The following is a 21,098-nucleotide window of genomic DNA, read 5'->3' on the forward strand; positions in this document are numbered from 1 at the left end:
CGGGCCCACGGCACGTCCGCGGGTCCGGGCGCCCGCCGCGGCGCCCGGACCCGCGGTCCCCGAGGGTGACCCCGGGCGCCGCGGGCACAACCCCAGCAGGCATCATTCGACCATGAGCGCGAAGCGGGAGAAGGCAAGCGTCGATGAGCACCAAGGACTACCTGGAGAAGGACTACTACAAGGTCCTCGGCGTCTCTAAGACCGCCTCGCAGGACGAGATCAAGCAGTCCTACCGCAAGCTCGCGCGCGCCAACCACCCCGACGCCAACAAGGGCGACCCCAAGTCCGAGGAGCGCTTCAAGGAGATCTCCGAGGCCTACAACGTGCTGTCCGACGAGAAGCGGCGCAAGGAGTACGACAACGCCCGCTCCCTCTTCGGCGGCTCCTACCGTCCCGGCGGGGGCACCGGCCCGGGCGGCTTCGACCTGGGGGACCTGTTCGGCCAGCCCGGCGGCACCGCCGGACCGGCGGGCGGCGAGCGGCTGAGCGACCTGTTCGGCGGCCTGTTCGGCGGGCGCGGGCGCACGGCCACGCGGTCCCGGCGGGGCGCCGACATCGAGACCGAGACCCGGCTGACCTTCGCCGAGGCGGCCACCGGTGCCACGCGCTCGTTCAAGCTGAGCAGCGACGCCGCCTGCCCCACGTGCAAGGGCACCGGCGCCAAGGCCGGGACCTCACCGCGCGTGTGCCCCAAGTGCTCGGGCACCGGGCACGAGAACCAGAACCTCGGCGGGTTCTCCCTGTCGGAGCCCTGCAGCGAGTGCAGGGGGCGCGGGCTGGTCGTCGACGACCCCTGCCCCACCTGCAACGGCAGCGGCCGCGGCACGAGCACCCGCACCATCCAGGCCCGGATCCCCGGCGGCGTCTCCGACGGCCAGCGAATCCGGCTCAAGGGCAAGGGCGCGCCGGGCGAGCACGGCGGACCTGCCGGAGACCTCTACGTGGTGGTACATGTGCAGCCGCACCCCCTGTTCGGCAAGTCCGGCGACAATCTGACGATCACCGTCCCGGTGACCTTCCCCGAGGCCGTCCTCGGCGCCGAGGTCCGGGTGCCGACCCTCAACGGCCTCCCCGTCACGGTGAAGATCCCACCGGGTACTCCCAACGGCCGGACGTTCCGGGTGCGCGGCAAAGGCGCCACCCGGCGCGACGGCACCACCGGCGACCTGCTGGTCACCGTCGAAGTGTCGGTTCCGCAGAGCCTCAGCGGCGAAGCCCGCGAGGCTCTGGAGAAGTTCCGCGCCGCGACCGCCGACCAGGACCCGCGCAGCGGGCTTGAGGCGCGGGCGAAAGGGGTGTAAGTGGCATGAGCGATCCCGGGTTCGGCGACGACATCCCGGTCTACGTGATCTCGGTCGCCGCCGAGCTGTCCGGTCTCCATCCGCAGACGCTGCGCCAGTACGACCGGCTGGGCCTGGTCTCGCCGGGCCGGGCCTCCGGCCGGGGGCGCCGCTACTCCATGCGCGACATCCAGATGCTGCGCGAGGTCCAGCGCCTCTCCCAGGAGGAGGGCATCAACCTCGCCGGCATCAAGCGCATCCTCGAACTCCAGAACGAGGTGGAGAAGCTGCGCGCGCAGGTCTTCCACCTCGCCAACGAACTCCAGGCGGCGCGCTCGGCCGTGGCCCGGCGGTCCTCGGCCCAGAGCCAGGCCCAGCCGCGCGGCGGCGAGCTGATCCCGGTGCGCCGCACCCGCCTGACGATCTTCAACACCGCGCCCCCGCCCGACGACGACCGGTAGCGGTTTCCCGGTGCGCGGCCGCACGCGTCGGCCGGCCGGGGGCGGCCGGCGCACTCCACCATGTCCACATCCGCACGGCCATTCGCTCTGTTCGCGCAAGGGGGGCGGCGACGCATGAACTACAAACTCACCACCAAGAGCCAGGAAGCGGTCTCGACGGCGATCCGGCGGGCCACGACCGACGGCAACCCGCAGGTCGAGCCGGTGCACCTGCTGGCCGCGCTGCTCGACCAGGGCGAGGGCGTCATCCGCCCGCTGCTCAAGGAGGTCGGTGCCTCGCCCGACGACCTCGCCGCCAAGACCGAGCAGGCCGTGACCGCGCTGCCCGCCGCCCAGGGCAGCACCGTGGGCGCGCCGCAGAGTTCGCGCCAGCTCATCGTCTCGCTGAACACCGCGGCCCAGCGCGCCCAGCAGATGGAGGACGAGTACGTCTCGACCGAGCACCTGCTGGTGGGGCTGGCCACCGACGGCGGCGAGGCGAGCCGGCTGCTGCGCGACGCGGGCGCCACGCCCGAGGCGCTGCTGGAGGCGTTCGAGCGGGTGCGCGGCCCGGGCAAGGTGACCTCCGAGAACCCCGAGGAGACCTACCAGGCGCTGGAGAAGTACGGCGTCGACCTCACCGAGCGGGCGCGCTCGGGCGCCCTGGACCCGGTGATCGGGCGCGACTCCGAGATCCGCCGCGTGGTGCAGGTGCTCTCGCGGCGCACCAAGAACAACCCGGTGCTGATCGGCGAGCCCGGTGTGGGCAAGACCGCCGTGGTCGAGGGCCTGGCCCAGCGCATCGTGGCCGGCGACGTCCCCGAGTCGCTGCGCGACAAGCGGCTGATCTCTCTGGACCTGTCGGCGATGGTGGCCGGCGCCAAGTACCGGGGCGAGTTCGAGGAGCGCCTCAAGGCGGTCCTGAACGAGATCAAGGAGAGCGCCGGGCAGATCATCACGTTCATCGACGAGCTGCACACCATGGTCGGCGCGGGCGCCGCCCAGGGCGCGATGGACGCCGGCAACATGCTCAAGCCGATGCTGGCCCGCGGCGAGCTGCGCATGGTGGGCGCCACCACGCTCGACGAGTACCGCGAGCGCATCGAGAAGGACCCCGCGCTGGAGCGCCGGTTCCAGCAGGTGCTGGTGGGCGAGCCCTCGGCGGCCGACACCATCGCCATCCTGCGCGGCCTCAAGGGCCGCTACGAGGCGCACCACAAGGTGCAGATCGCCGACTCCGCCCTGGTGGCCGCCGCCACCCTCTCCGACCGCTACATCACCGCCCGGTTCCTCCCGGACAAGGCCATCGACCTCATCGACGAGGCCGCCTCGCGGCTGCGCATGGAGATCGACTCCCGCCCGGTCGAGATCGACGAGCTGCAGCGCACCGTCGACCGGCTGAAGATGGAGGAGATGGCACTGGCCAAGGAGTCCGACTCCGCCTCGATGCAGCGGCTGCAGCGGCTGCGCGCCGACCTCGCCGACAAGCAGGAGGAGCTGAACGGCCTGGTCGCGCGGTGGGAGCAGGAGAAGGCCGGGCTGAACCGGGTCGGTGAGCTGAAGGAGCGGCTGGACGACCTGCGCACCCAGGCCGAACGCGCCCAGCGCGACGGCGACTTCACCGAGGCGTCCCGGCTGATGTACGGCGAGATCCCGCAGCTGGAGAAGCAGCTGGAGGAGGCGTCCACCGCCGAGGAGCAGACCTCGCCGGAGCCCACCATGGTCAAGGACGAGGTGGGCGCCGACGACGTCGCCGACGTGGTGTCGTCGTGGACCGGCATCCCCGTGGGCCGGCTGATGGAGGGCGAGACCGCCAAGCTGCTGCGCATGGAGGACGAGCTGGGCCGGCGGCTCATCGGCCAGTCGGCCGCCGTCACCGCGGTCTCCGACGCCGTGCGGCGGGCCCGCACCGGCATCTCCGACCCCGACCGCCCCACCGGCTCGTTTCTGTTCCTGGGCCCCACCGGCGTGGGCAAGACCGAGCTGGCCAAGGCGCTGGCGGAGTTCCTGTTCGACGACGAGCGGGCGATCGTGCGCATCGACATGAGCGAGTACTCCGAGAAGCACTCGGTCTCGCGGCTGGTGGGCGCGCCTCCCGGCTACGTCGGCTACGAGGAGGGCGGCCAGCTCACCGAGGCGGTGCGCCGCCGCCCCTACACGGTGGTGCTGCTGGACGAGGTCGAGAAGGCCCACATCGAGGTCTTCGACACCCTGCTCCAGGTGCTGGACGACGGCCGGCTCACCGACGGCCAGGGCCGCAGCGTCGACTTCCGCAACACGCTGCTGATCCTGACATCCAACCTGGGCTCGCAGTTCCTGGTCGACCCCGCGCTGGGCGGCGAGGAGCGCCGCGAGAAGGTCATGGCGGTGGTGCGCGGCACGTTCAAGCCGGAGTTCCTCAACCGGCTGGACGACGTGATCGTCTTCGACGCGCTCTCCACCGAGGAGCTGACCCGGATCGTCGACCTCCAGGTGGACCGGCTGGCCGCGCGGCTGGCCGAGCGGCGGATGCGGCTGGAGGTCACCCCGGCGGCCCGCGAGTGGCTGGCGCTGACCGGCTACGACCCCGTCTACGGCGCGCGCCCGCTGCGCCGCCTGGTGCAGGCCGCCATCGGCGACCCCCTGGCCAAGGCGCTGCTGTCGGGTGAGCTGAACGACGGCGACCCCGTGGTGGTCGACCTGGACGAGGCCAAGGACTCCCTCAGCGTGCGGCCCGGCACGGCCGAGCCCGCATCGGTCTGACCCCGCGCGCGGATTCTCCGCGCCCGCGCGAAACGGCGGCCCCGGCGCTCCAGGCGCCGGGGCCGCCGTGTGTTCTGGGGCGGCCGGGCGCGTCGCGGCGCGCCCGTGCCGTCGGGGGTCAGAGCACGTCGGTGTCGTCCATGGCCGCGCGGGCGGTGCGGTCGCGGCGCATCATCATCAGGATGATGGTGATCACGACCACCGCCACACCGGCCACCATGAGGATCATCCCGATCGCGTCGAGGTTGAGGCCCGCGATGTCCGCGGTGATGCCGTAGGCGAGCACCGCCCCGATGACCATCAGGAAGATGCCGAGTCCGATTCCTATCTTTGCTGCCTCCGCACCGCCTTGTTTTGCGATCCCGTTTGCGTGGGCTATCACTACCCGTTCCGCGCCGCACCATCCCGGAAACCCCGCGGCCGCACCCAAATCCCGGCGTCGTGCGAGGTGGGAGCCCTGTGGGGCGGGTGCGCCGGGTGGTCCCGCGCCCGCCGATCACCGGACGCGGCCGCATCAGGCCGCCCGCCGGCGCGGCCGGGAGCGGGCACGGCTGAGCCCGGGGCGCGGGATGCCGGCGCCCCGGGCTGACGGTGGGAGGGCGGGGTCGCCGCCCTCCCGGCTCGGAGGGCCGGGCGGCGGGGCGCCCGGCCGAGTGGGGAGAGGACTTAGAAGGCCGACTCCGGCAGCTCCATGAGGTCCAGGGTGGTGTTCTCCACGACCGCGCGGTCGGCGGCCAGGCGCGGCAGGACCTCGGCGGCGAAGAACCGCGCGGCGGCGATCTTGCCGGTGTAGAAGTCGCGGTCGGCGGCGTCGGCGCCGTCGATCGCGGCCAGGGCGACCTCGGCCTGGCGCTGGAGCAGCCAGGCCAGCACCAGGTCGCCGGTGGCCATCAGCAGCCGGGTGGCGTTGAGGCCGACCTTGTACAGCTCGTCGGTCTTCTCGGCGGAGCGCATGGCGTCGCCGACCATGGCCTCGACCATCTTCTCGACGTGGACCGCCGCGTCGGCGAGGGCGGAGCGCTCCTTCTTGAGTCGGCCGTTGCCGGCCTCGCTCGCGGCGAACGCCTTGATCTCGCCGATGAGCTGCCCGAACGCCTGCCCGTTGTTCTTGACGATCTTGCGGAAGAAGAAGTCCTGCGCCTGGATCGCGGTGGTGCCCTCGTAGAGGGTGTCGATCTTGGCGTCGCGGATGTACTGCTCCAGCGGGTAGTCCTGGAGGTAGCCCGACCCGCCGAGGGTCTGCAGCGACTCCGCCAGCAGCGCGTAGGAGCGCTCCGAGCCCACTCCCTTGACGATGGGCAGCAGCAGGTCGTTGAGCGCCACGACGGCGCCGTGCTCCTCGCCGGCGTGCTCGGCCATCTGCACGGCGTCCTGCTGGGTGGCGGCGTAGACCACCAGGGCGCGCAGCGCCTCGGCGTAGGACTTCTGCAGCATGAGGCTGCGCCGGACGTCGGGGTGGCGGGTGATCGGCACGCGCGGCGCGGTCTTGTCGGCCATCTTGGTGAGGTCGGCGCCCTGCTTGCGCTCCTTGGCGTAGGCCAGGGCGTTGAGGTAGCCGGTGGACAGCGTGGCGATCGCCTTGGTGCCCACCATCATGCGGGCGTGCTCGATCACCAGGAACATCTGCCGGATGCCGTCGTGCTTGTCGCCCACCAGGTAGCCCACGGCGGGGTGCTTGGCGCCGAAGGTCAGCTCGCAGGTGGTGGAGGCCTTCAGGCCCATCTTGTGCTCGACGTTGGTGACGTAGACGCCGTTGCGCTCGCCGGGGTTGCCGTCCTCGTCGACCAGGTACTTGGGCACCAGGAACAGGGAGAGGCCCTTGGTGCCGGGCTTGGCGCCCTCGGGGCGGGCCAGGACCAGGTGGAAGATGTTCTCCGTCATGTCCTGCTCGGCCGAGGTGATGAACCGCTTCACGCCCTCGATGTGCCAGGTGCCGTCGCCCTGGTCGATCGCCTTGGTGCGCCCGGCGCCGACGTCGGATCCGGCGTCGGGCTCGGTGAGGACCATGGTGGCGCCCCAGCCGCGGTCGATCGCCTGCTGGGCGAACCGCTTCTGGGCGTCGTTGCCCTCGGAGTAGAGGACCTTGGCGAACCCGGGCCCGGCGGCGTACATGTGCACGGCGGGGTTGGCGCCCAGGATCAGCTCGGCGGCGGCCCACACCAGCGAGCGGGGGGCGTTGAGGCCGCCGAGTTCCGGCGGGAGGTCAAGGTTGTACCAGCCGGCGTCTATGTACGCGCGGTAGGACTTCTTCAGGCTCTCCGGAAGCCGCACGCTGCTCGTGGCGGGGTCGAAGACCGGCGGATTGCGGTCGGCGTCCTCGAAGGACTCCGCCACGACACCGGTGGCCAGCCGCTCGACCTCCTGGAGGATCGTGCGGGCGGTCTCCTCGTCCAGCTCCTCGAACGGGCCGCTGCCCAGCACGTCCTGGCGCTTGAAGACCTCGAACAGGTTGAACTCGAGGTCACGGAGATTGCTCTTGTAATGCGACATGGGCGCGCTCCGCTGTATCCGGCCGGTGGGTGTGCCGACGCGATCTACTGACTGGTAACAAGACCATGTTACTACCGAGTAGTAGTGTCGGCCAGCACGCCCCCGTATCGGTGGGGCGAGAACCCGGTAACGGCCCGGTGACGGGTGCGGCGCCCGCACGACGACGGGGGCGCGGCCGCCGCCGGCCGCGCCCCCGTCCCGCCGCTGCCCCGGCCGTGCCGGAGGAGGCCTCAGCCGCCCAGGCGCCCGGCCGCGCGGTCGATGGCCGACTCCACCGCGCCCACCCGGTCGGCCAGCAGCCCCACGGCGCCCACCGCCCGGCTCACCGGGTCGTCGCCGTCGCCGCCCAGCGCGCGGGCGCGCCGGAACGCCGCCTTGACCTCGGCCCAGCGTGCGGCGCGCGCGGCGTCGAGCGTGCCCCGCAGCTCGGCCAGCTTGAGCAGGTTGGCCTCGGCGTCAGAGGTCAGCGTCTGCGCCTCGCCCTGGTAGTGGTCGTCCAGCACCGCCTCCAGCTCCGCGTCGTTCATGACCGGCACGATCTTCTCGGCCAGCCGGTTCATGTTGCGGTAGGAGCCCTGGAGCCGGAACGCCGGCTCGGTGCGCGACTCCTCGGCCTGGGCCGCCGAGGCGATGTAGGCCCGGTTCACCGCCAGCACGACCTCCCGCACCCGCACCAGCTTGCGCAGCACCGACAGCATCTGCTCCAGCTCCACCGCCGAGTAGGGGTGGCTGAGCCGGTCGGGCCGCGCGGACTCGTCGCCCTGCGCCATGCGCGCCAGCAGCTCCACGTCGGCGCGCTCGCGCGTGGACAGCGGCGCCAGCACGGGATTGGAGGTCAGCGCGTTCTCGATGTAGCTGAGCCCGAACAGCGCGTCCCGCCCCGACAGCACGTCGCCCAGGTTGTACACGTCGGCCCGGTTGGCGAGCATGTCGGGCAGCCGGAACCGGCCGCCCCGCTCGGTGTAGGGGTTGCCGGCCATGCACACCGCGAACCGCTTGCCGCGCAGGTCGTAGGTGCGGGTGCGGCCCTCCCACACGCCCTCCATCCGCCGCTGGCCGTCGCACAGCGAGATGAACCGCTGCAGCAGCTCCGGGTTGGTGTGCTGGATGTCGTCCAGGTACAGCAGCGCGTTGCCGCCCATCTCCAGGGCGAAGGAGATCTTCTCCACCTCCTGGCGGGCGGCGGCGTTGGGGGCGTCGGCCGGGTCCAGCGAGGTCACGCCGTGCCCCAGCGCCGGGCCGTTGACCTTGACGAACACCAGTCCCAGCCGGCTGGCCACGTACTCCATCAGCGTGGTCTTGCCGTAGCCGGGCGGCGAGATGAGCAGCAGCAGGCCGCTCTGGTCGGTGCGCTTGGAATCCCCCGCCGCGCCGATCTGCTTGGCCAGGTTGTCGCCGATCAGCGGCAGGTAGACCTCGTCCAGCAGCCGGTTGCGCACGAACCCGGCCGGCACCCGGGGCCGGTACTCCTCCAGCCGCAGCCGCGCGCGCTCGCGGGCCACCAGCGCGTTGCGGCGCCGCAGGTAGTCGCGGAACGCGGGGGCGTCCTCGGCGGCGAAGCGGCGCACGCGGGCCAGGACCTCGTCCAGGCGGAGCACCATGCGCCGCCCGCTGACGCGCGGGTGGGCGCCCAGCAGGCCGTCGACCACGGCGCTCAGCGGCGCCTCGGAGTCGCGCCGCTCCAGCCGGGTGCCGCACAGCTCCACCGCCGCCGCCTCGCCCAGGTCGGCCCCCGCGCCGGCGGCGGATTCGGCGGCGGATCCCGTGTCGGCGCCGGTGCCGGTCAGGGTGCTCGCGTAGGACTCCAGCCAGGCGGTGACGAGCTGGTGGCGGGCGGCGAGGTCGCCGCCGAGCGCCGCGAGGTCGCGCTCGAAGTCGGCCCGGGAGGCGGCGGCGGTGCCCTCCAGCGCCCGGCCGAACCGGTCCAGCAGGGTGCGGGCGCCCGCGCCGGTGACGAACCCGCCCCGTGCGGCCGCCAGCTCCTCGGCCAGGTACTCCCCCGCCCCGGCGGCGCCGTCGGCGGGCAGGCCCGCCTCGGCCAGGAACGCGGCGGCGGCCTCGGCCAGCTCCGCGCACAGCGCGTCGGCGGCCGGCGGGCGGGCCGTCCCGAACGCCGCGCGGGCGCGGGCCAGCGACACCGCCCGCGTGGTCCACGCCGCCCGGTCGGCCTCCGCCGCGCCGTAGGCCCAGAAGAGCTGGGCGGCGGCGCGCGCCGGGGCGGGGTGGCGCAGGAGGTCGGCGCCCGCGTACAGGCGCAGCAGGGCCGCCAGGATCAGCGCGGCGTCGTGGTCGTGCACGCCGCGCTCGTAGCCTTCGTCGTAGCGCTCCTCGGCGGCGGCGCGCACCAGCCGCAGCAGGCCGGGCGGCGGGGTGCCGTCCTCGGCGGCGGCGCGCTCCAGGTCGGCCAGGGAGGCGGGGCCGGCGCCGGACTCCGCCGCGGTCAGCACCGCCACCGCCAGGTACTCGGCGCGGTAGACCGCGGGCGACTCCGAGGCCAGCGTGCGTTCCCACAGCGCCCGGGTGGCCAGGAAGTCGGGGTCGGTGACGGGCGCGCGGAAGTCGGTGCCGGTGACGGCCAGCGCCATGGTGCCGTCGGCGGGCACCAGGGTGAGGTCCAGCGGCTGGGTGTTGACCGCGAAGCGGTGCCGGCCCAGGCGGACGGTGTCGCCGTCGTAGAGGTCGACCCGGTCGCGCAGCGCCCTGCCCGCCTCCTGGCGGGCCGCCTTGAGCCGGCCCGCCAGCTCCTCGGCGCGCACCTGGTCGCCCAGGGCCCGCAGCTCCTCGGCGGTGGCGCGCACCCGGGCCACCATCGGGTCGGCGGCGAAGTAGGTGTTGACCTCCTCCAGGGAGTCCAGCGCGGCCACGCGCCGGGCCACCCCGGCCAGGACGCGCCCGGCCGACTCCACCAGCCGGTCGGCGCGCCGCGCCCGCTCGTCCAGCAGCGCCTGCCTGCGCGCCGAGAACGCCTCGTAGACGTCCTCCCGCTTGGCGGCCAGTTCGGCGAGGAAGTCGTCGAACTCGGCGAAGCGCGACTCCAGGTCCTCCAGGCGCAGCAGCAGCCGGCCCAGCTGGTCGTCGCAGCGCTCGGGGGTGTCGGCGGCGGCCAGCGCACCCGACACGGCCTGGCCCAGCAGCGCGAACTCCGCGGCGAAGGCCGCGCGGCCCTCGGCCGACAGCAGGGCGGTGCGCCGCGCCGCCAGCGCGGCGCGCGCCCGGTTGAGCCCGCCCATGACCTCGCCGACGTGCTCCAGGATGCGGGTGCGCACCCGGGCGTCGGCGATGTCCAGGGAGCCCACGACCTCGGTGACCACCTCCAGGCCCTCGGTCCGGGCGGCGATGCGCCCGGCCACGGGCTCGGCCTCGGCCACCGCCGTGACGGCCTCGGCGTCGGCGGCCAGCCGCTCGACCTCGGCCAGGTAGGGGGTGAAGGCGTCCTCGCCCTGGAGGAAGTCCACGGCTCGGCGCCCGGCCGCCGCAAGCTCTTCGGCCAGGCGCTCGGCCAGCTCGTCCACCCGGGCGGTGTCGGCGTGGCGCAGGTCGCGCACGGTCACCAGGTGGCCCTGGGCGCGGCGCAGCTCGGTCAGGCGCTCGGTCCAGCCCTCGGCCGTACGCGGGTCGTCGCCGCGCGAGCGCCGCACCAGCGCGGCGACCCGCTCGGCGGCCTCCTCCACCGCCTCGGCGGCCTGGGCGGTCAGGGCCTGGACGTTCTCGAACTCGTCCAGCACCTGCTCGGCGGTGGCGCGCACCTCGGCGAGGGGACCGGCCAGCCCGCCCAGGCCGGGCTCGCCCAGCCAGTGGTACCGGTCGGCCATGCGGCGGCAGGCGGCGATCAGCGCCTCGAACACGGCCGTGGAGGGGGTCATGTCGTGGACCATGCGGGCCACCGACAGGGAGTCGGAGACCGCGCGCACGAGTTCGGCGTTGCCGACGCGCTCCAGCGGGCCGGTGCCCACGGGCTGGGCGGCGGCGTGGGTGTCGGAGACGAAGGGGGTGCGCCACACCTGGAGCGGGTGCACCCGGGCGGGCTCGTCGGTCTCGGCCCGCAGCACCACCAGGGTGCCGTCGTCGAACAGGGAGTACCCGTGGCAGGGGATCGGGGCGGCGACCTCCTTGCGGATGACGTTGTAGGGCAGCAGCAGGCCGCGGCCCTCCTGGCGGGCGTGGAAGACGTAGAGGACGTCCTCGCCGTTGGGCGAGCGCACGACCTTCTCGACCTCCAGGTCGGGGGGCACGGCGTCGAACGTCTTCACCGCGCCGGTGGCCAGGTGGTAGCCGCCGGGGAAGATGATCCCCTGGTCGTCGGGGAGCCGCAGGCACGCCTGCCCGATCCCGTCGAGCCGGACCACGTCCTTGGTGCGGGTGTTGAACACCAGGTAGCGGGTCTGGGTCTCGTTGTAGGGCAGCACCCGCAGCAGGATCAGCGGGCCGACCCGGGCGTGGGCGATCTCGGCGTCGGCCAGGCTCTGCAGCGGCTCGGCCACCGGCTCGCTGTAGACCCCCTCGCCGACCTCGGTGTTGTTCTCGACCTTGACGGTGAGGTCGCCGCCGACGGTCTCCACGAACAGCTCGCCTCGCACGGAGATGTGCGGGTGGCGGCCCTGCACGTGGTCCTCGCGGGTGGCGGGGGTCCACTCGAAGTCGTGGCGGGGCGGGAACACGTGGTCGCGCTCGCCCCGGTTGTCCAGGTAGGACACCCCGCCGTCGGGGGCCACGGCCCAGCGCAGCACGCGCGCGTCGGTCACGTTCGGGCCGGTCTGGAAGACGGCGAGCAGCTTCTCCTCGACCCGGCGCAGCTGGAGCAGCCGGGTGTCGCGGTAGTAGCGGTACAGCTCGCCGAAGTCGCGGGCGAATCGGGGGTCGTCCAGCAGCCCGGGCGGATCGGCGGGGTCCACGGCGTCGAACCGGAACGCGCCCTCGCCCTCGCCGGGCACGAAGGCGTGCAGCGAGAACACGTCGCCCACGCCGGTCTCGGGCTTGAGGCCCATGAACACGTTGAAGCCGAACAGCAGCCGGCCGCCGACCGGCACGAGGTCGCGCGGCACGCAGTTGTGCGCGGTGCGGATGCGGGCGGTCCCGGCCAGCCGCAGCCCGGTGCCGCCGAAGGCGGCCACGCGGCGGGTGTTCAGCTCCTCGGCGCGCTCGGCGAGCCGCCCGGCCTGCTCGGCCAGGCGGGCCCGCAGCACCTCGTAGGTGCCGGCGTCCAGGCCGCCGGCGGGGGCGGGGGCGGGGTCCGCCGCGGCGGCGGACCCCTCGGTGGCGAGGTCGGTCACCGCCGCCTCACCGCTTCGCGCCGTCGAGGGCGGACACCGGGGCGCCGTCCACCCCGAGGCGCCGGGCGGTGCTCAGCAGCTCCTCCAGCTGCGGGGTGTCGGGGCCGCCCCGGCTGATGAGGCGCGCCAGCAGCGCCGAGATGGTGAGGTTCTTGACGTCCTCGGTGCCCAGCGAACCCAGGGCGCGCGTCAGGTCCTCGGGCAGGCTCTGCGAGCCGTTGAGCCAGGGCCCGGCCAGCGACTGGGCGACGTCGGAGTGCCGCACGAACCCGTCGACCGCCTTGCCCATGCCGATCGAGCCCACCATGCGGTCGAAGAACATGCCGTCGCCGCCCACGATGTTGATGTCGGCCTTCTCCAGCCCGGTGGCCAGCACCGTGGCCTGGGCCTCGGCGATCTGGCGCTGCACGTCGATCCCGGCCAGGCGGACGTCCTTCTCGGTCTCCAGGCGCAGGCGGTACTCCTCGTGGCCGCGGCTGACCTCGTCGAGGGCGGCCATGGCGCCGGCCTTCTCGTGCAGGCCCTCGGCCTCGGCCTTGAGCTTCTCGCGCACGCCCTCGGCGGCGGCGAGCGCCTTCTCGCGCTCCACGGCGGCCTCGGCGCGGCCGACCTTCTCGATCGCCTCGGCGTCCTGCTCGCGCACCTGCACGGCGGCCAGGCCCTCGGCGGCGGCCTCGGCCCTGATGCCCTCGGCGCTGCGGATCTTGGCGCGGGTGTCCAGTTCGGCGGCCTGCTGGCGGGCCTCGGCCAGGGTCAGCTCCTCGGCGGCGCGGTGCCGGGCGGCCTGCTCGGCGGCCTCGGCGGCCTTGATGTCCTTGACCAGGTTCTGCTGGGCCTCGGCCTCGGCGAGGATCACGGTGGCCTGGCGGTCGCGCTCGGCCTCCTCGACCGCGCGCAGCCGCTTGATGCTCTCCTCCTGCTCGGCCACGGTCCGATCGACCGCGACGCGCTCGCGCACGACCTCGGCGACCGCGCGCTTCTCGGCCTCGACCTCCTTGTCCTTGGCGATGCGCGACAGCTCGGTCTCGCGCTCGCGGCCGATGACCTCCAGCATGCGGTCCTTCTCGATGCGCTCGGTCTCGATGGAGATCACCCGCTCGCGGTTCTTCTCGGCCACCGCGATCTCGCGCTGCTGGTTCTCCCGCTGCACGCCCAACTGCTCGTCGGTGCGCAGGTGGGCCTGCTGCGCCTTCAGCCGCTCCTCGGCCTGGACCCGCTGGATCTCGGCCTCCTCGCGCGCCTGCATGGTCTCGATCTCGCGCTTGGCCTTGGCCTCGGCCTCGGCGCGGCGGCGGCGCAGCTCCTCGCGGGCCTCCATGGCCTCGGTCTGCTGCCGGTCCTTCTCCTTGGCCTCGTCCTGTTCGAGCATGTGGGTGCGCTCGTTCTTGGGCTTGGTCAGCTCGGTGATCTTGAGGATGCCCTGGGCGTCGAGGATGTTGTCGGGGTCCAGCTGCTCCTTGGGCGTCTGCTCCAGGTAGTCGATCGCGGCGTCGTCCAGGACGAACCCGTTGAGGTCCTGGCCGATGACCTCCATGATGCGGTCGCGGAACTCCACCCGGCGGGTGTAGAGGTCCTCGAAGTCGAACTGCTTGCCGACGGTCTTCAGCGCCTCGGCGAACTTCGCGCCGAACAGGTCCTGCAGCTTCTCCTTGCTGCTGGCGTTCTCCACGCCGATGAGCTTGGCCACCCGCAGCACGTCCTCGGTGGTGTGGTTGACCCGCACGAAGAACTTGATGCTGATGTCGGCGCGGATGTTGTCCCGGCAGATCAGCCCTTCCTTGCCGGAGCGCTCCAGCTCCATGGTCTTGACCGAGATGTCCATGATCTCGCCCTTGTTCAGCACCGGCAGGAGCACGGCACCGGTGAAGGTGACGTCGACCCGGCGGGCCTTGGACACGATCAGCGCCTTGCCCTGCTCCACCTTGCGGAACAGCCGCATGAGCGTGATCAGCAGGCCGATGACGATGAGCAGTACGACGGCGATCAGCACGCCGACCCCGATGGTGATGGTGCTCGTGAGCATGAGGGCGGTTCTCTTTCGTCCTGGGGGGGTGTCAGTGGATCGGGGCCCGGCGCGCGACGGGTTGGGCGCGGGCGGGGCGGGCGGACAGGGGGGCGGCGGGGCAGAGGGCGCGCGAGCGGCGGGCGGCGTGCGGGGAGGGAGGCGCCGGAGGGGTCAGGGGGCCGCGCCGGCGGCGCGGCGGGGAGGGGGCGGACGGGGGACGGGCGAACGCGCGCGGGTGGTGGGGGCCGCCCCGGGGCGGGCGCGTTCCGCGAGGAGGGCCGCTGTGCCGATGGGACGCCGCGGCGGAGGCGCGGGTTCCGCGCGGCGCCGGGCCCGGGGGCGGGCGGGCGCGGGGCTCAGGCCGGCTGCCCGGGGTCCAGCGCGGTGCCGAAGGCGGTCACGCGGTACACCCCGCTCCGGTCGTCGTAGTCGAACACCAGCGCGGTGGCCCCCGTGGACAGCCGCTCCTCGCCGATGGTGCGCACCTCGATCAGCGAGGACGAGCCGTCGGCGAGCCGGACCTCGGCCTGGCCGAACCCGGAGTCGACCCGGCCGGTGCGCACCAGGCAGGTCTGGCCGACGAAGTCGGCGCCGCGCCGCCGGCGCTCCTCGGGCAGCAGCCGGCGCAGCCCCAGCACGGCGGCGCTCGTGGCGCCCCAGGCGGCGATCACCGCGGCGACCATGACCAGCAGGCCCAGGGCCACCAGCATCGGCGTGGAGGCGTTCAACGAGTCGATCAGCACGGCACCCACCAGGCTCACGATCCAGGCAGCGGCGATCAGCGGCGACAGCGCGGCGGTGACCGGTACGCCGCCGTGCCCGACCGCGCCGGACCGCACGTGCGGTTTGACCCTAGCTGAGGGGGGTTGTCGGCCTGGAGACCGTGGGAGCGGCCGGAACCGGTCAGCGTGCGGGGCGGGCGGAGGCGCCGCCGCGCGGTCGGCGCCACAGCAGGAGCGCCAGCAGCGCCCCGGCGAGCGCGGTGGTGGCCGTGACCGGGACGAACGCCGCCTGGAAGCCGCCTCCGGCCTCCAGCACCACCCCGGCGGCCACCGTGACCACCACGGTGGTGAGGAACCCGCTCATGTTGACCAGGCCCGAGGCCACCCCGGTGCGCTCGGCGGGCAGGCCGTCGCGGGCGAAGTCGAACGACAGCGCGGGCGCGATGACCGACCCGGCCGCGCTGACCACCAGGACCGCCACCACCACGGGCGCGGGCGGCAGCCCGCCCGGCCAGCAGACCACCACCAGCCACGCGGCGGACAGCAGCACCACCAGGCCGGTGGCCAGCGGGCGGCGCACCCCGGGGCGGCGGCCCACCACGGCGCCCAGCAGGGGCGAGATCCACAGCACCCCGGCGCCCACGACGGACAGCAGGGCGCCCGCGGCCGCGGAACTGAAGCCCACGCCCTCCACGAGGAAGGGGTAGCCCCACAGCACGCCCAGGGTGGTGAAGGGCGGCATGACGGCGGCGTGGTGGGCCATGCCCAGGCGCGGGCCGTGGGCGGCCAGCGCCTCGCGCACGGCGGCCCAGGCGCGCACGGGCGGGTGGGCGCCGCGCACGGGCGGGTGGGCGCCGCGCGCGGGCGCGGGGCCGGGGCGGTCGCGCACCACGAGCAGCACCAGCAGCAGCATCAGCAAAGTGATGCCGGAGAAGAGCAGGAAGGCCCACGTCCAGCCCAGGCCGTGCAGGGCGAAGGACAGCGGGGCCACGCTCGCCGCCTGTCCCAGGCCGCCCACCACGCCGGTGAGGGCGCTGACCAGGGAGTAGCGCGAGCGCGGGAACCACAGCGCGGCCAGCCGGATGACGTTGAGGAAGGTGACGGCGTCGCCCAGGCCGATGAGCACGCGCCCGGCGATGGCCGCCTCGATCCCCGGCGCCAGCGCGAACAGGGCCACGCCCGAGGCCATCGCCACCAGGCCCATGGTCAGCGAGGCGCGCGGGCCCACGCGGTCGGCGAGCAGGCCGGTGGGGACCTGGAGCACCACGTACACCAGCAGCTGGAGCATCGGCAGCATGGAGAGCACGGCCGGGCCCACGTCGAACCGCTCCTGGGCCTCCAGCGCGGCGGCGCCCAGGCCGTTGCGGTGGAACATGGCCAGGAAGTAGACGGCCACCCCGATACCCCACACCCACCACGCGCGGGCGCCGCCGGGCGGCTCCAGGGGCGCGGGCGCCGCCCCCACGGCGGGCTCCTCGGGTTCGGCGGGTACACCGGGGTCCCCGGCGGCGGCCGGGGCCGCCGGATTGAGCCGGTCACCGGATGAATCGGCGCGCGGGCGGTCCGGGTGGTTCCGAAGGGAGGCGGGGAGGTCGCTCATCGGCGGGCCCCGCGGGAGCGGCGGTGGGCGCGACTGGGCGCGGCGGTGGTATCACGCATCTCATCTCCACGCTACGTGCGCCGCGCGCGGCGCACAGGACCGGGGCGGGGTGGCACCCGCCACGGTGGGGCGTGTCCGGGGTTACGGGCGGACCGGCACCGGGACGGGCGTGACGGAGGAGCGGTCCGGCGCCGGGCGGGAAGACGGAGAAAAAGAGCAAGGAGAATAGAGTGCGCCCGACGGGGTAGCCCACCGGCCACCCCCACACGGCCGACCCGGCCACCCGGCCCGCCACCAGGGGTGACGCACCGGTCGCGAACCCGGGCCGCCCGGTGTGACCCACGGCTCCGGACTCAGGGGAGCGCACCCCCGCTGACCTGGCCTCTTCCGGCCAGGGAGTCCGCAAAACCAGGCCCTGACCTGCGAAAACACAATGGCCACCGCAATGTCACCTTATTGTCAGGTGTGACATGGGCCACATTATTGAGGGTCGACCCCTAGGGGTCGATTCCTGCTACTATCCGGAGCGCAAAGAATAACCGGGAGGTAACGACAGCCGTCTTCCCCCGGACTCTGCGCAGGATCATGAGTCACTCGCCTTACCGGCTCATGCTCTCGCCGCGGTCAGCGTGGTCGCATCAGCAGAGCGGCACCCCCACCGCGGTAACCGGACTGATCAGGAGACGTCGAAGTGAGTCACTGGCGGTTGAACAACCCTCGGGCCACCCGCGTGAAGTCGGCGTTGGCCAACCGCGTGAAGCACAGACCCCGCCACGCGTTCTGCGCCGAACGAGCCGTCACCGCTCTGTGGGACGAACTCGTCGCAGTCGCGATCCGCCCGATGTACCGCGCCGGAAGCTCGGACATGGCTGTGATCTCGGTCATGCGCGGTATCAACGTCTGGTGCAGTGACGGCAAGTTCTTCTGGAACGACCTCTTCGGCGGCACCGTCACCCACCCGGCCAGCGACCCCGCGGGGGCTGCGGCCCTGCTCAACTCCTTCTCCTTCCCCCTCACCAGTCCCTTCCAGCGCGGGCGCCACCACGCCCGTTCGCTCTCGGTGGCCTAGCGACCCCGCCGGCCACCCTCTCGCGCGCCGCTGTACTGACCTAGACGCCGCCGCGCCCGGACTTGTTCCGCCTTTACCCGAAATCCCCGTGGCCATACCCGGCCACCCCGCGGCCCCGCCGCCCCCACACCGAAGAGCCCCAAGGGACACCGGTCCCTGGGGGCTCTCGTTTTCCTCAAAGCCTTCCAGAGGCTCCCGCCGCAGAGAGCGGCGAGAAGGCGTCCCACTTGCCTGCCCGGTCGCCGGAAGGCCTCCAGCCCCCGCGAGACACCCGGCGGACAAGCCTCGTCTGCGACTATTCCCACTACCGAACTGCATGCGAGAATAGACAGACCCGAACAGTGCTCTAGCTTCCCGGAGGCGGGCGTGGAGTTGCGCAAGATCGGTGGGACGTGTGAGGACGACAACTGCCCGACGTTGTATGCGACGGATCGGGGGACCGTGATCGTGCGGGGCCTGGTCGTCAGCGACGCACAGGCCCTGACCCAGTTGGGCCTGCCGACCGGCGAGACCGCTGTCGAGGTCCCTGTGGAACTGCTGGCGAGCTTCCATGCCGGTGCTTGAGGCGGGCGATCTGGCGGCGCTGTTCCGCAACGTCGCGTCCAGCGTGTTCCGCCTTGAGACGCTGCCGGTCTACAACCCCGTGTCCGAGGCCGACAGGCTGCGGTCCTACCTGGCCGGTGAGCCCTGCCCCAAGGATCGCGAACCGACGCCGTACATGAGGCGGGTCGCCGATCAGACCGGCCGTGGCATCGACTGCTGGCGGGTGCACGTCTTCACCGGCCCGCCCACCGACTACCTGCGCTATGAAATGGAATGGGGCTACGCCTACAACGCGCGTTGCGGCGAGCGGATCCTCCTGTTGGACACCGCCGAGCAGCCGCGCCCTGAAGGCCTCCTAGACCAGGACTTCTGGCTTTTCGACGACACCCATGTCGTCGTCATGAACTATCGAGACGACGGCGAGTTCCGCCACCCGGAGTTGCTGGCGGCTCCGGACCTCGCCCACTACCGCGCCCAGCGCGATCTCGCCGCGGCCAACGCCGTACTCTTCAACGAGTACTGGGAGGCCCACCCCGAATACCACCGGAACTGATGGAGACACCGGACACCTTCGAGCGTGAACGCGCGGAACTGGCGGACCGACTACGCCGGCTCCGCGCGGCGGCCGGCATGTCGGGGACCGCTGTGGCCGAGCGCCTGGGCTGGAGCCAGTCGAAGATCTCCAAAGTGGAGACCGGTCGGGTCACCGCGTCGCGTGACGATGTCCGGTTGCTGCTGGACCTCTACCGCGCCCCCAAGACGCAGCGCCGTGAACTGGAAGCGCGGGCCGAGCAGCTCAATGACCGTTACCGGTCCCTGAGAATGCTGCGCAAACGCGGTCTCCACCGTGTACAGGAGGACATACGGCGCGACGAGAACTCCACAGCCGTTGTGCGAACCTTCCAGCCCAGCATGGTGCCCGGCCTATTGCAGACTGCCGAGTATGCGCGGTGCGTCTTCAGCCAGCCGCTCTCCAAGGCCGGCGTCGACGTGGGCGCAGCGGTCGCCGCGCGTCTCCGCCGCCAGTCGATACTGTTCGACCCGCAACGCGACTTCAGCTTCGTCGTCACCGAGGCGGCTCTGCGCTGGCGTATCGGGGATTCCGTGACGATGGCCGCCCAGATGGACCGGTTGGCGAATCTGTCCACGCTGGCCAACGTGCGTATCGGCGTCATCCCGTGGCGCGCCCGGGTCCCCGAGGTCCCCAAGAGCGGTTTCACCGTCCGTGACGAGCGGGAGGTGTCGGTGGAGAGCTTCACCACTCATCGCACACTCACCGATCCGCGGGACATCGCCTTCCACCTCAGGCTTTTCGACCTGTTCGCCGACTGCGCCGTCTACGACGACGAGGCGCGCGGCTTCCTCTCCGACCTCGCGCGCGAGCACGCCTGAGTCCTGCCGAAGCTGTCGGCGGTGAGGTCGCGGCAAGAGGACTATTCCTTCTCCTTATCAATTTCTCGGACTAGTCTGTCTTCGTGTCCAAGACAGGTCGAGGAGCAGAGGATGACCAAGGAGTCCACCAGCCAGGCCGACAACGCACTCCGTCCGGAAACCGTCGACTTCTCCACTCAGCCGCATGCGATCAGCGACCACAAATCCATGCCCGCCTATCTGGACGTCGCGGCCAACGCCCACGGCTGGGAGAAGGCCCTCTTCACCCACCGCGCCCTGGAACGGGTGTCCCCCGAGCGCCCTCACCTGGTCGAAATCGGTCCCGGCGGGGGCTCGGCCGTCAGTGCCCTGGCCAAGGCGCTGCACGGCGGTAACCGACGCGTCGACCTCACCCTGGTGGAGGTTCCCGGCGTCACCTCACGCGCCTTGACCGCAGCGATCAAGGAGTTCGCCCGGGTGGGACACTGCACCCTGCTCCGCGGCCACGCCCAGGAAATCGACCGCCTACTGGAGCGCCCCGCCGACGTCGTGGCCGCCTCCGCCCTCATGCACGAGGTGTACTCCTACGGCGGCGGCTACGCGGGCATCCACAACTTGATGCGCGCCCTGCCCGGTGTGCTGGCCCCGGGCGGGTTCTTCGCCTACCGGGACGTGTACGCGGTCGGCGCCCCTTCCCTCCATGAACGCACCACCCACACCTACAACGCGCCGTCGTGGCTGCGGTTCCTTCGCATGTTCACCCCCCGCTACCTCAGCGAAGGGGTCCATCCTTACCACCACGCCCAAGACGAGGTCGTCGCCCGCCAGGATTCCAGAATCGTCGCCGTCGCCGACCTGGCGCCGGCAAGGTGCGCCGTGGTCAGCGCCCCCATCGGCCTCTTCCGGGAGATTCAGCGCCACTATCTGACCTTCCGCGACCACGCCTGGCGATCAGGCGCCCTGGGTTTCGTGCCCGTCCTGGACGGCCACCTGGCCGCTGACTGGCTGGACACCCGCACCGGCCACAAACGGGTCCACTACACACTGACCGGCGCCGACTGGCTCCCCCGCTCCCAGCGGGCGATGCTTCTGGCTGTCAGTGAGCCCTACGCCGACCACTACGCCGTGGACGGCGACATCTTCGACGAGTGCACCGACATCGCGTTGGCCGCGTTCCTGGACGCGACCGGCCGCGGCGACACCGCCTGCGCGGAGGTCTGGGAGAGCTGGGCGGCGCGCGAAGGCAGGGAGACCTACGCCTACCTGACCTTGGACGAACTGATCACCGCTTTCGCCGTCCACTCCACCGAGGCCGACAACGGCCGCTCCACCGTGCTGCTGCCCGCCCGGGTCGACGACATCGCTCTTCCCCACCGCAACTACTACAACCGGTATTTGAGCAAACGCCTGGCGAACCCTCTCGTGGACGCTAAACAGCTGGTGCTGTTCTCCCACATCGACGTCGCCGACTCGGAAATGCTGGGGCAGGCCATGGCCGCCATCGGAGGCGTATGCGGCAAGCACAGCCTCGCCCGCATCTATGCCGCCCTCAACCCGCGAGGATGA

The 21,098-nt window shown here is 72.5% G+C and carries 14 protein-coding genes; 8 read left to right on the plus strand and 6 right to left on the minus strand.

What is annotated here, in order from left to right; genetic code table 11:
* The first annotated feature begins 143 nt into the window (after nucleotides 1-143).
* From dnaJ to clpB, 3 genes are all read left to right on the plus strand, one after another.
* Complete coding sequence (gene dnaJ, locus HNR12_RS14520; protein ID WP_179767991.1) at nucleotides 144-1,301, plus strand: molecular chaperone DnaJ; 1,158 nt, start codon at nucleotides 144-146, stop codon at nucleotides 1,299-1,301.
* 5 nt (nucleotides 1,302-1,306) lie between these two features.
* Nucleotides 1,307-1,741: a heat shock protein transcriptional repressor HspR gene (locus HNR12_RS14525; protein ID WP_179767992.1), complete on the plus strand. Its 435-nt coding sequence runs from the start codon at nucleotides 1,307-1,309 to the stop codon at nucleotides 1,739-1,741.
* A gap of 114 nt (nucleotides 1,742-1,855) precedes the next feature.
* A complete protein-coding gene (gene clpB, locus HNR12_RS14530) occupies nucleotides 1,856-4,462 on the plus strand; it encodes an ATP-dependent chaperone ClpB (RefSeq protein ID WP_179767993.1) in 2,607 nt (868 codons plus the stop codon).
* A gap of 118 nt (nucleotides 4,463-4,580) precedes the next feature.
* On the opposite strand, the gene HNR12_RS29165 is transcribed toward clpB, so the two are convergent.
* The 6 genes from HNR12_RS29165 to HNR12_RS14560 all read right to left on the minus strand — a co-directional run bounded on the left by HNR12_RS29165 (nucleotide 4,581) and on the right by HNR12_RS14560 (nucleotide 16,414).
* A complete protein-coding gene (locus HNR12_RS29165) occupies nucleotides 4,581-4,841 on the minus strand; it encodes a DUF6458 family protein (protein ID WP_338119843.1) in 261 nt (86 codons plus the stop codon).
* Nucleotides 4,842-5,128: 287 nt separating this feature from the next.
* The gene (locus HNR12_RS14540; protein WP_179767994.1) at nucleotides 5,129-6,952 is read right to left on the minus strand and encodes an acyl-CoA dehydrogenase; all 1,824 of its coding nucleotides are present in this window, start codon (nucleotides 6,950-6,952) and stop codon (nucleotides 5,129-5,131) included.
* Nucleotides 6,953-7,182: 230 nt separating this feature from the next.
* The gene (locus HNR12_RS14545; protein ID WP_179767995.1) at nucleotides 7,183-12,222 is read right to left on the minus strand and encodes a DNA repair ATPase; all 5,040 of its coding nucleotides are present in this window, start codon (nucleotides 12,220-12,222) and stop codon (nucleotides 7,183-7,185) included.
* Nucleotides 12,223-12,229: 7 nt separating this feature from the next.
* Nucleotides 12,230-14,245, minus strand: a complete 2,016-nt coding sequence (locus HNR12_RS14550) for a flotillin family protein (protein WP_179767996.1) — start codon at nucleotides 14,243-14,245, stop codon at nucleotides 12,230-12,232.
* 338 nt (nucleotides 14,246-14,583) lie between these two features.
* Nucleotides 14,584-15,066, minus strand: a complete 483-nt coding sequence (locus HNR12_RS14555; protein ID WP_179767997.1) for a DUF1449 domain-containing protein — start codon at nucleotides 15,064-15,066, stop codon at nucleotides 14,584-14,586.
* 64 nt (nucleotides 15,067-15,130) lie between these two features.
* Nucleotides 15,131-16,414: an MFS transporter gene (locus HNR12_RS14560; RefSeq protein WP_308251309.1), complete on the minus strand. Its 1,284-nt coding sequence runs from the start codon at nucleotides 16,412-16,414 to the stop codon at nucleotides 15,131-15,133.
* A gap of 826 nt (nucleotides 16,415-17,240) precedes the next feature.
* Here HNR12_RS14560 and HNR12_RS14565 point away from each other — a divergent pair.
* The 5 genes from HNR12_RS14565 (at nucleotide 17,241) to HNR12_RS14585 (ending at nucleotide 21,098) form a co-directional block, all read left to right on the plus strand.
* Nucleotides 17,241-17,618: a hypothetical protein gene (locus HNR12_RS14565; protein ID WP_270074240.1), complete on the plus strand. Its 378-nt coding sequence runs from the start codon at nucleotides 17,241-17,243 to the stop codon at nucleotides 17,616-17,618.
* Nucleotides 17,619-17,984: 366 nt separating this feature from the next.
* Nucleotides 17,985-18,182: a hypothetical protein gene (locus tag HNR12_RS14570; RefSeq protein ID WP_179767999.1), complete on the plus strand. Its 198-nt coding sequence runs from the start codon at nucleotides 17,985-17,987 to the stop codon at nucleotides 18,180-18,182.
* A complete protein-coding gene (locus HNR12_RS14575) occupies nucleotides 18,169-18,714 on the plus strand; it encodes a phosphatidylserine/phosphatidylglycerophosphate/cardiolipin synthase family protein (protein WP_179768000.1) in 546 nt (181 codons plus the stop codon). The genes HNR12_RS14570 and HNR12_RS14575 overlap by 14 nt, the downstream gene beginning before the upstream one ends.
* Nucleotides 18,714-19,553, plus strand: a complete 840-nt coding sequence (locus HNR12_RS14580; RefSeq protein ID WP_179768001.1) for a helix-turn-helix domain-containing protein — start codon at nucleotides 18,714-18,716, stop codon at nucleotides 19,551-19,553. Before HNR12_RS14575 ends, HNR12_RS14580 begins: the two co-directional genes overlap by 1 nt.
* 207 nt (nucleotides 19,554-19,760) lie before the next feature.
* Complete coding sequence (locus HNR12_RS14585) at nucleotides 19,761-21,098, plus strand: hypothetical protein (protein ID WP_179768002.1); 1,338 nt, start codon at nucleotides 19,761-19,763, stop codon at nucleotides 21,096-21,098.

The organism is Streptomonospora nanhaiensis (assembly GCF_013410565.1).
Taxonomy (GTDB): domain Bacteria; phylum Actinomycetota; class Actinomycetes; order Streptosporangiales; family Streptosporangiaceae; genus Streptomonospora; species Streptomonospora nanhaiensis.

Bases quoted from the DNA above. Each gene is read 5' to 3' on its own strand.
- dnaJ (WP_179767991.1), top strand. From the start codon at position 144: ATGAGCACCAAGGACTACCTGGAGAAGGACTACTACAAGGTCCTCGGC.
- HNR12_RS14525 (WP_179767992.1), top strand. From the start codon at position 1,307: ATGAGCGATCCCGGGTTCGGCGACGACATCCCGGTCTACGTGATCTCG.
- clpB (WP_179767993.1), top strand. From the start codon at position 1,856: ATGAACTACAAACTCACCACCAAGAGCCAGGAAGCGGTCTCGACGGCG.
- HNR12_RS14540 (WP_179767994.1), bottom strand. From the start codon at position 6,952: ATGTCGCATTACAAGAGCAATCTCCGTGACCTCGAGTTCAACCTGTTC.
- HNR12_RS14550 (WP_179767996.1), bottom strand. From the start codon at position 14,245: ATGCTCACGAGCACCATCACCATCGGGGTCGGCGTGCTGATCGCCGTC.
- HNR12_RS14575 (WP_179768000.1), top strand. From the start codon at position 18,169: ATGCCGGTGCTTGAGGCGGGCGATCTGGCGGCGCTGTTCCGCAACGTC.
- HNR12_RS14580 (WP_179768001.1), top strand. From the start codon at position 18,714: ATGGAGACACCGGACACCTTCGAGCGTGAACGCGCGGAACTGGCGGAC.
- HNR12_RS14585 (WP_179768002.1), top strand. From the start codon at position 19,761: ATGCCCGCCTATCTGGACGTCGCGGCCAACGCCCACGGCTGGGAGAAG.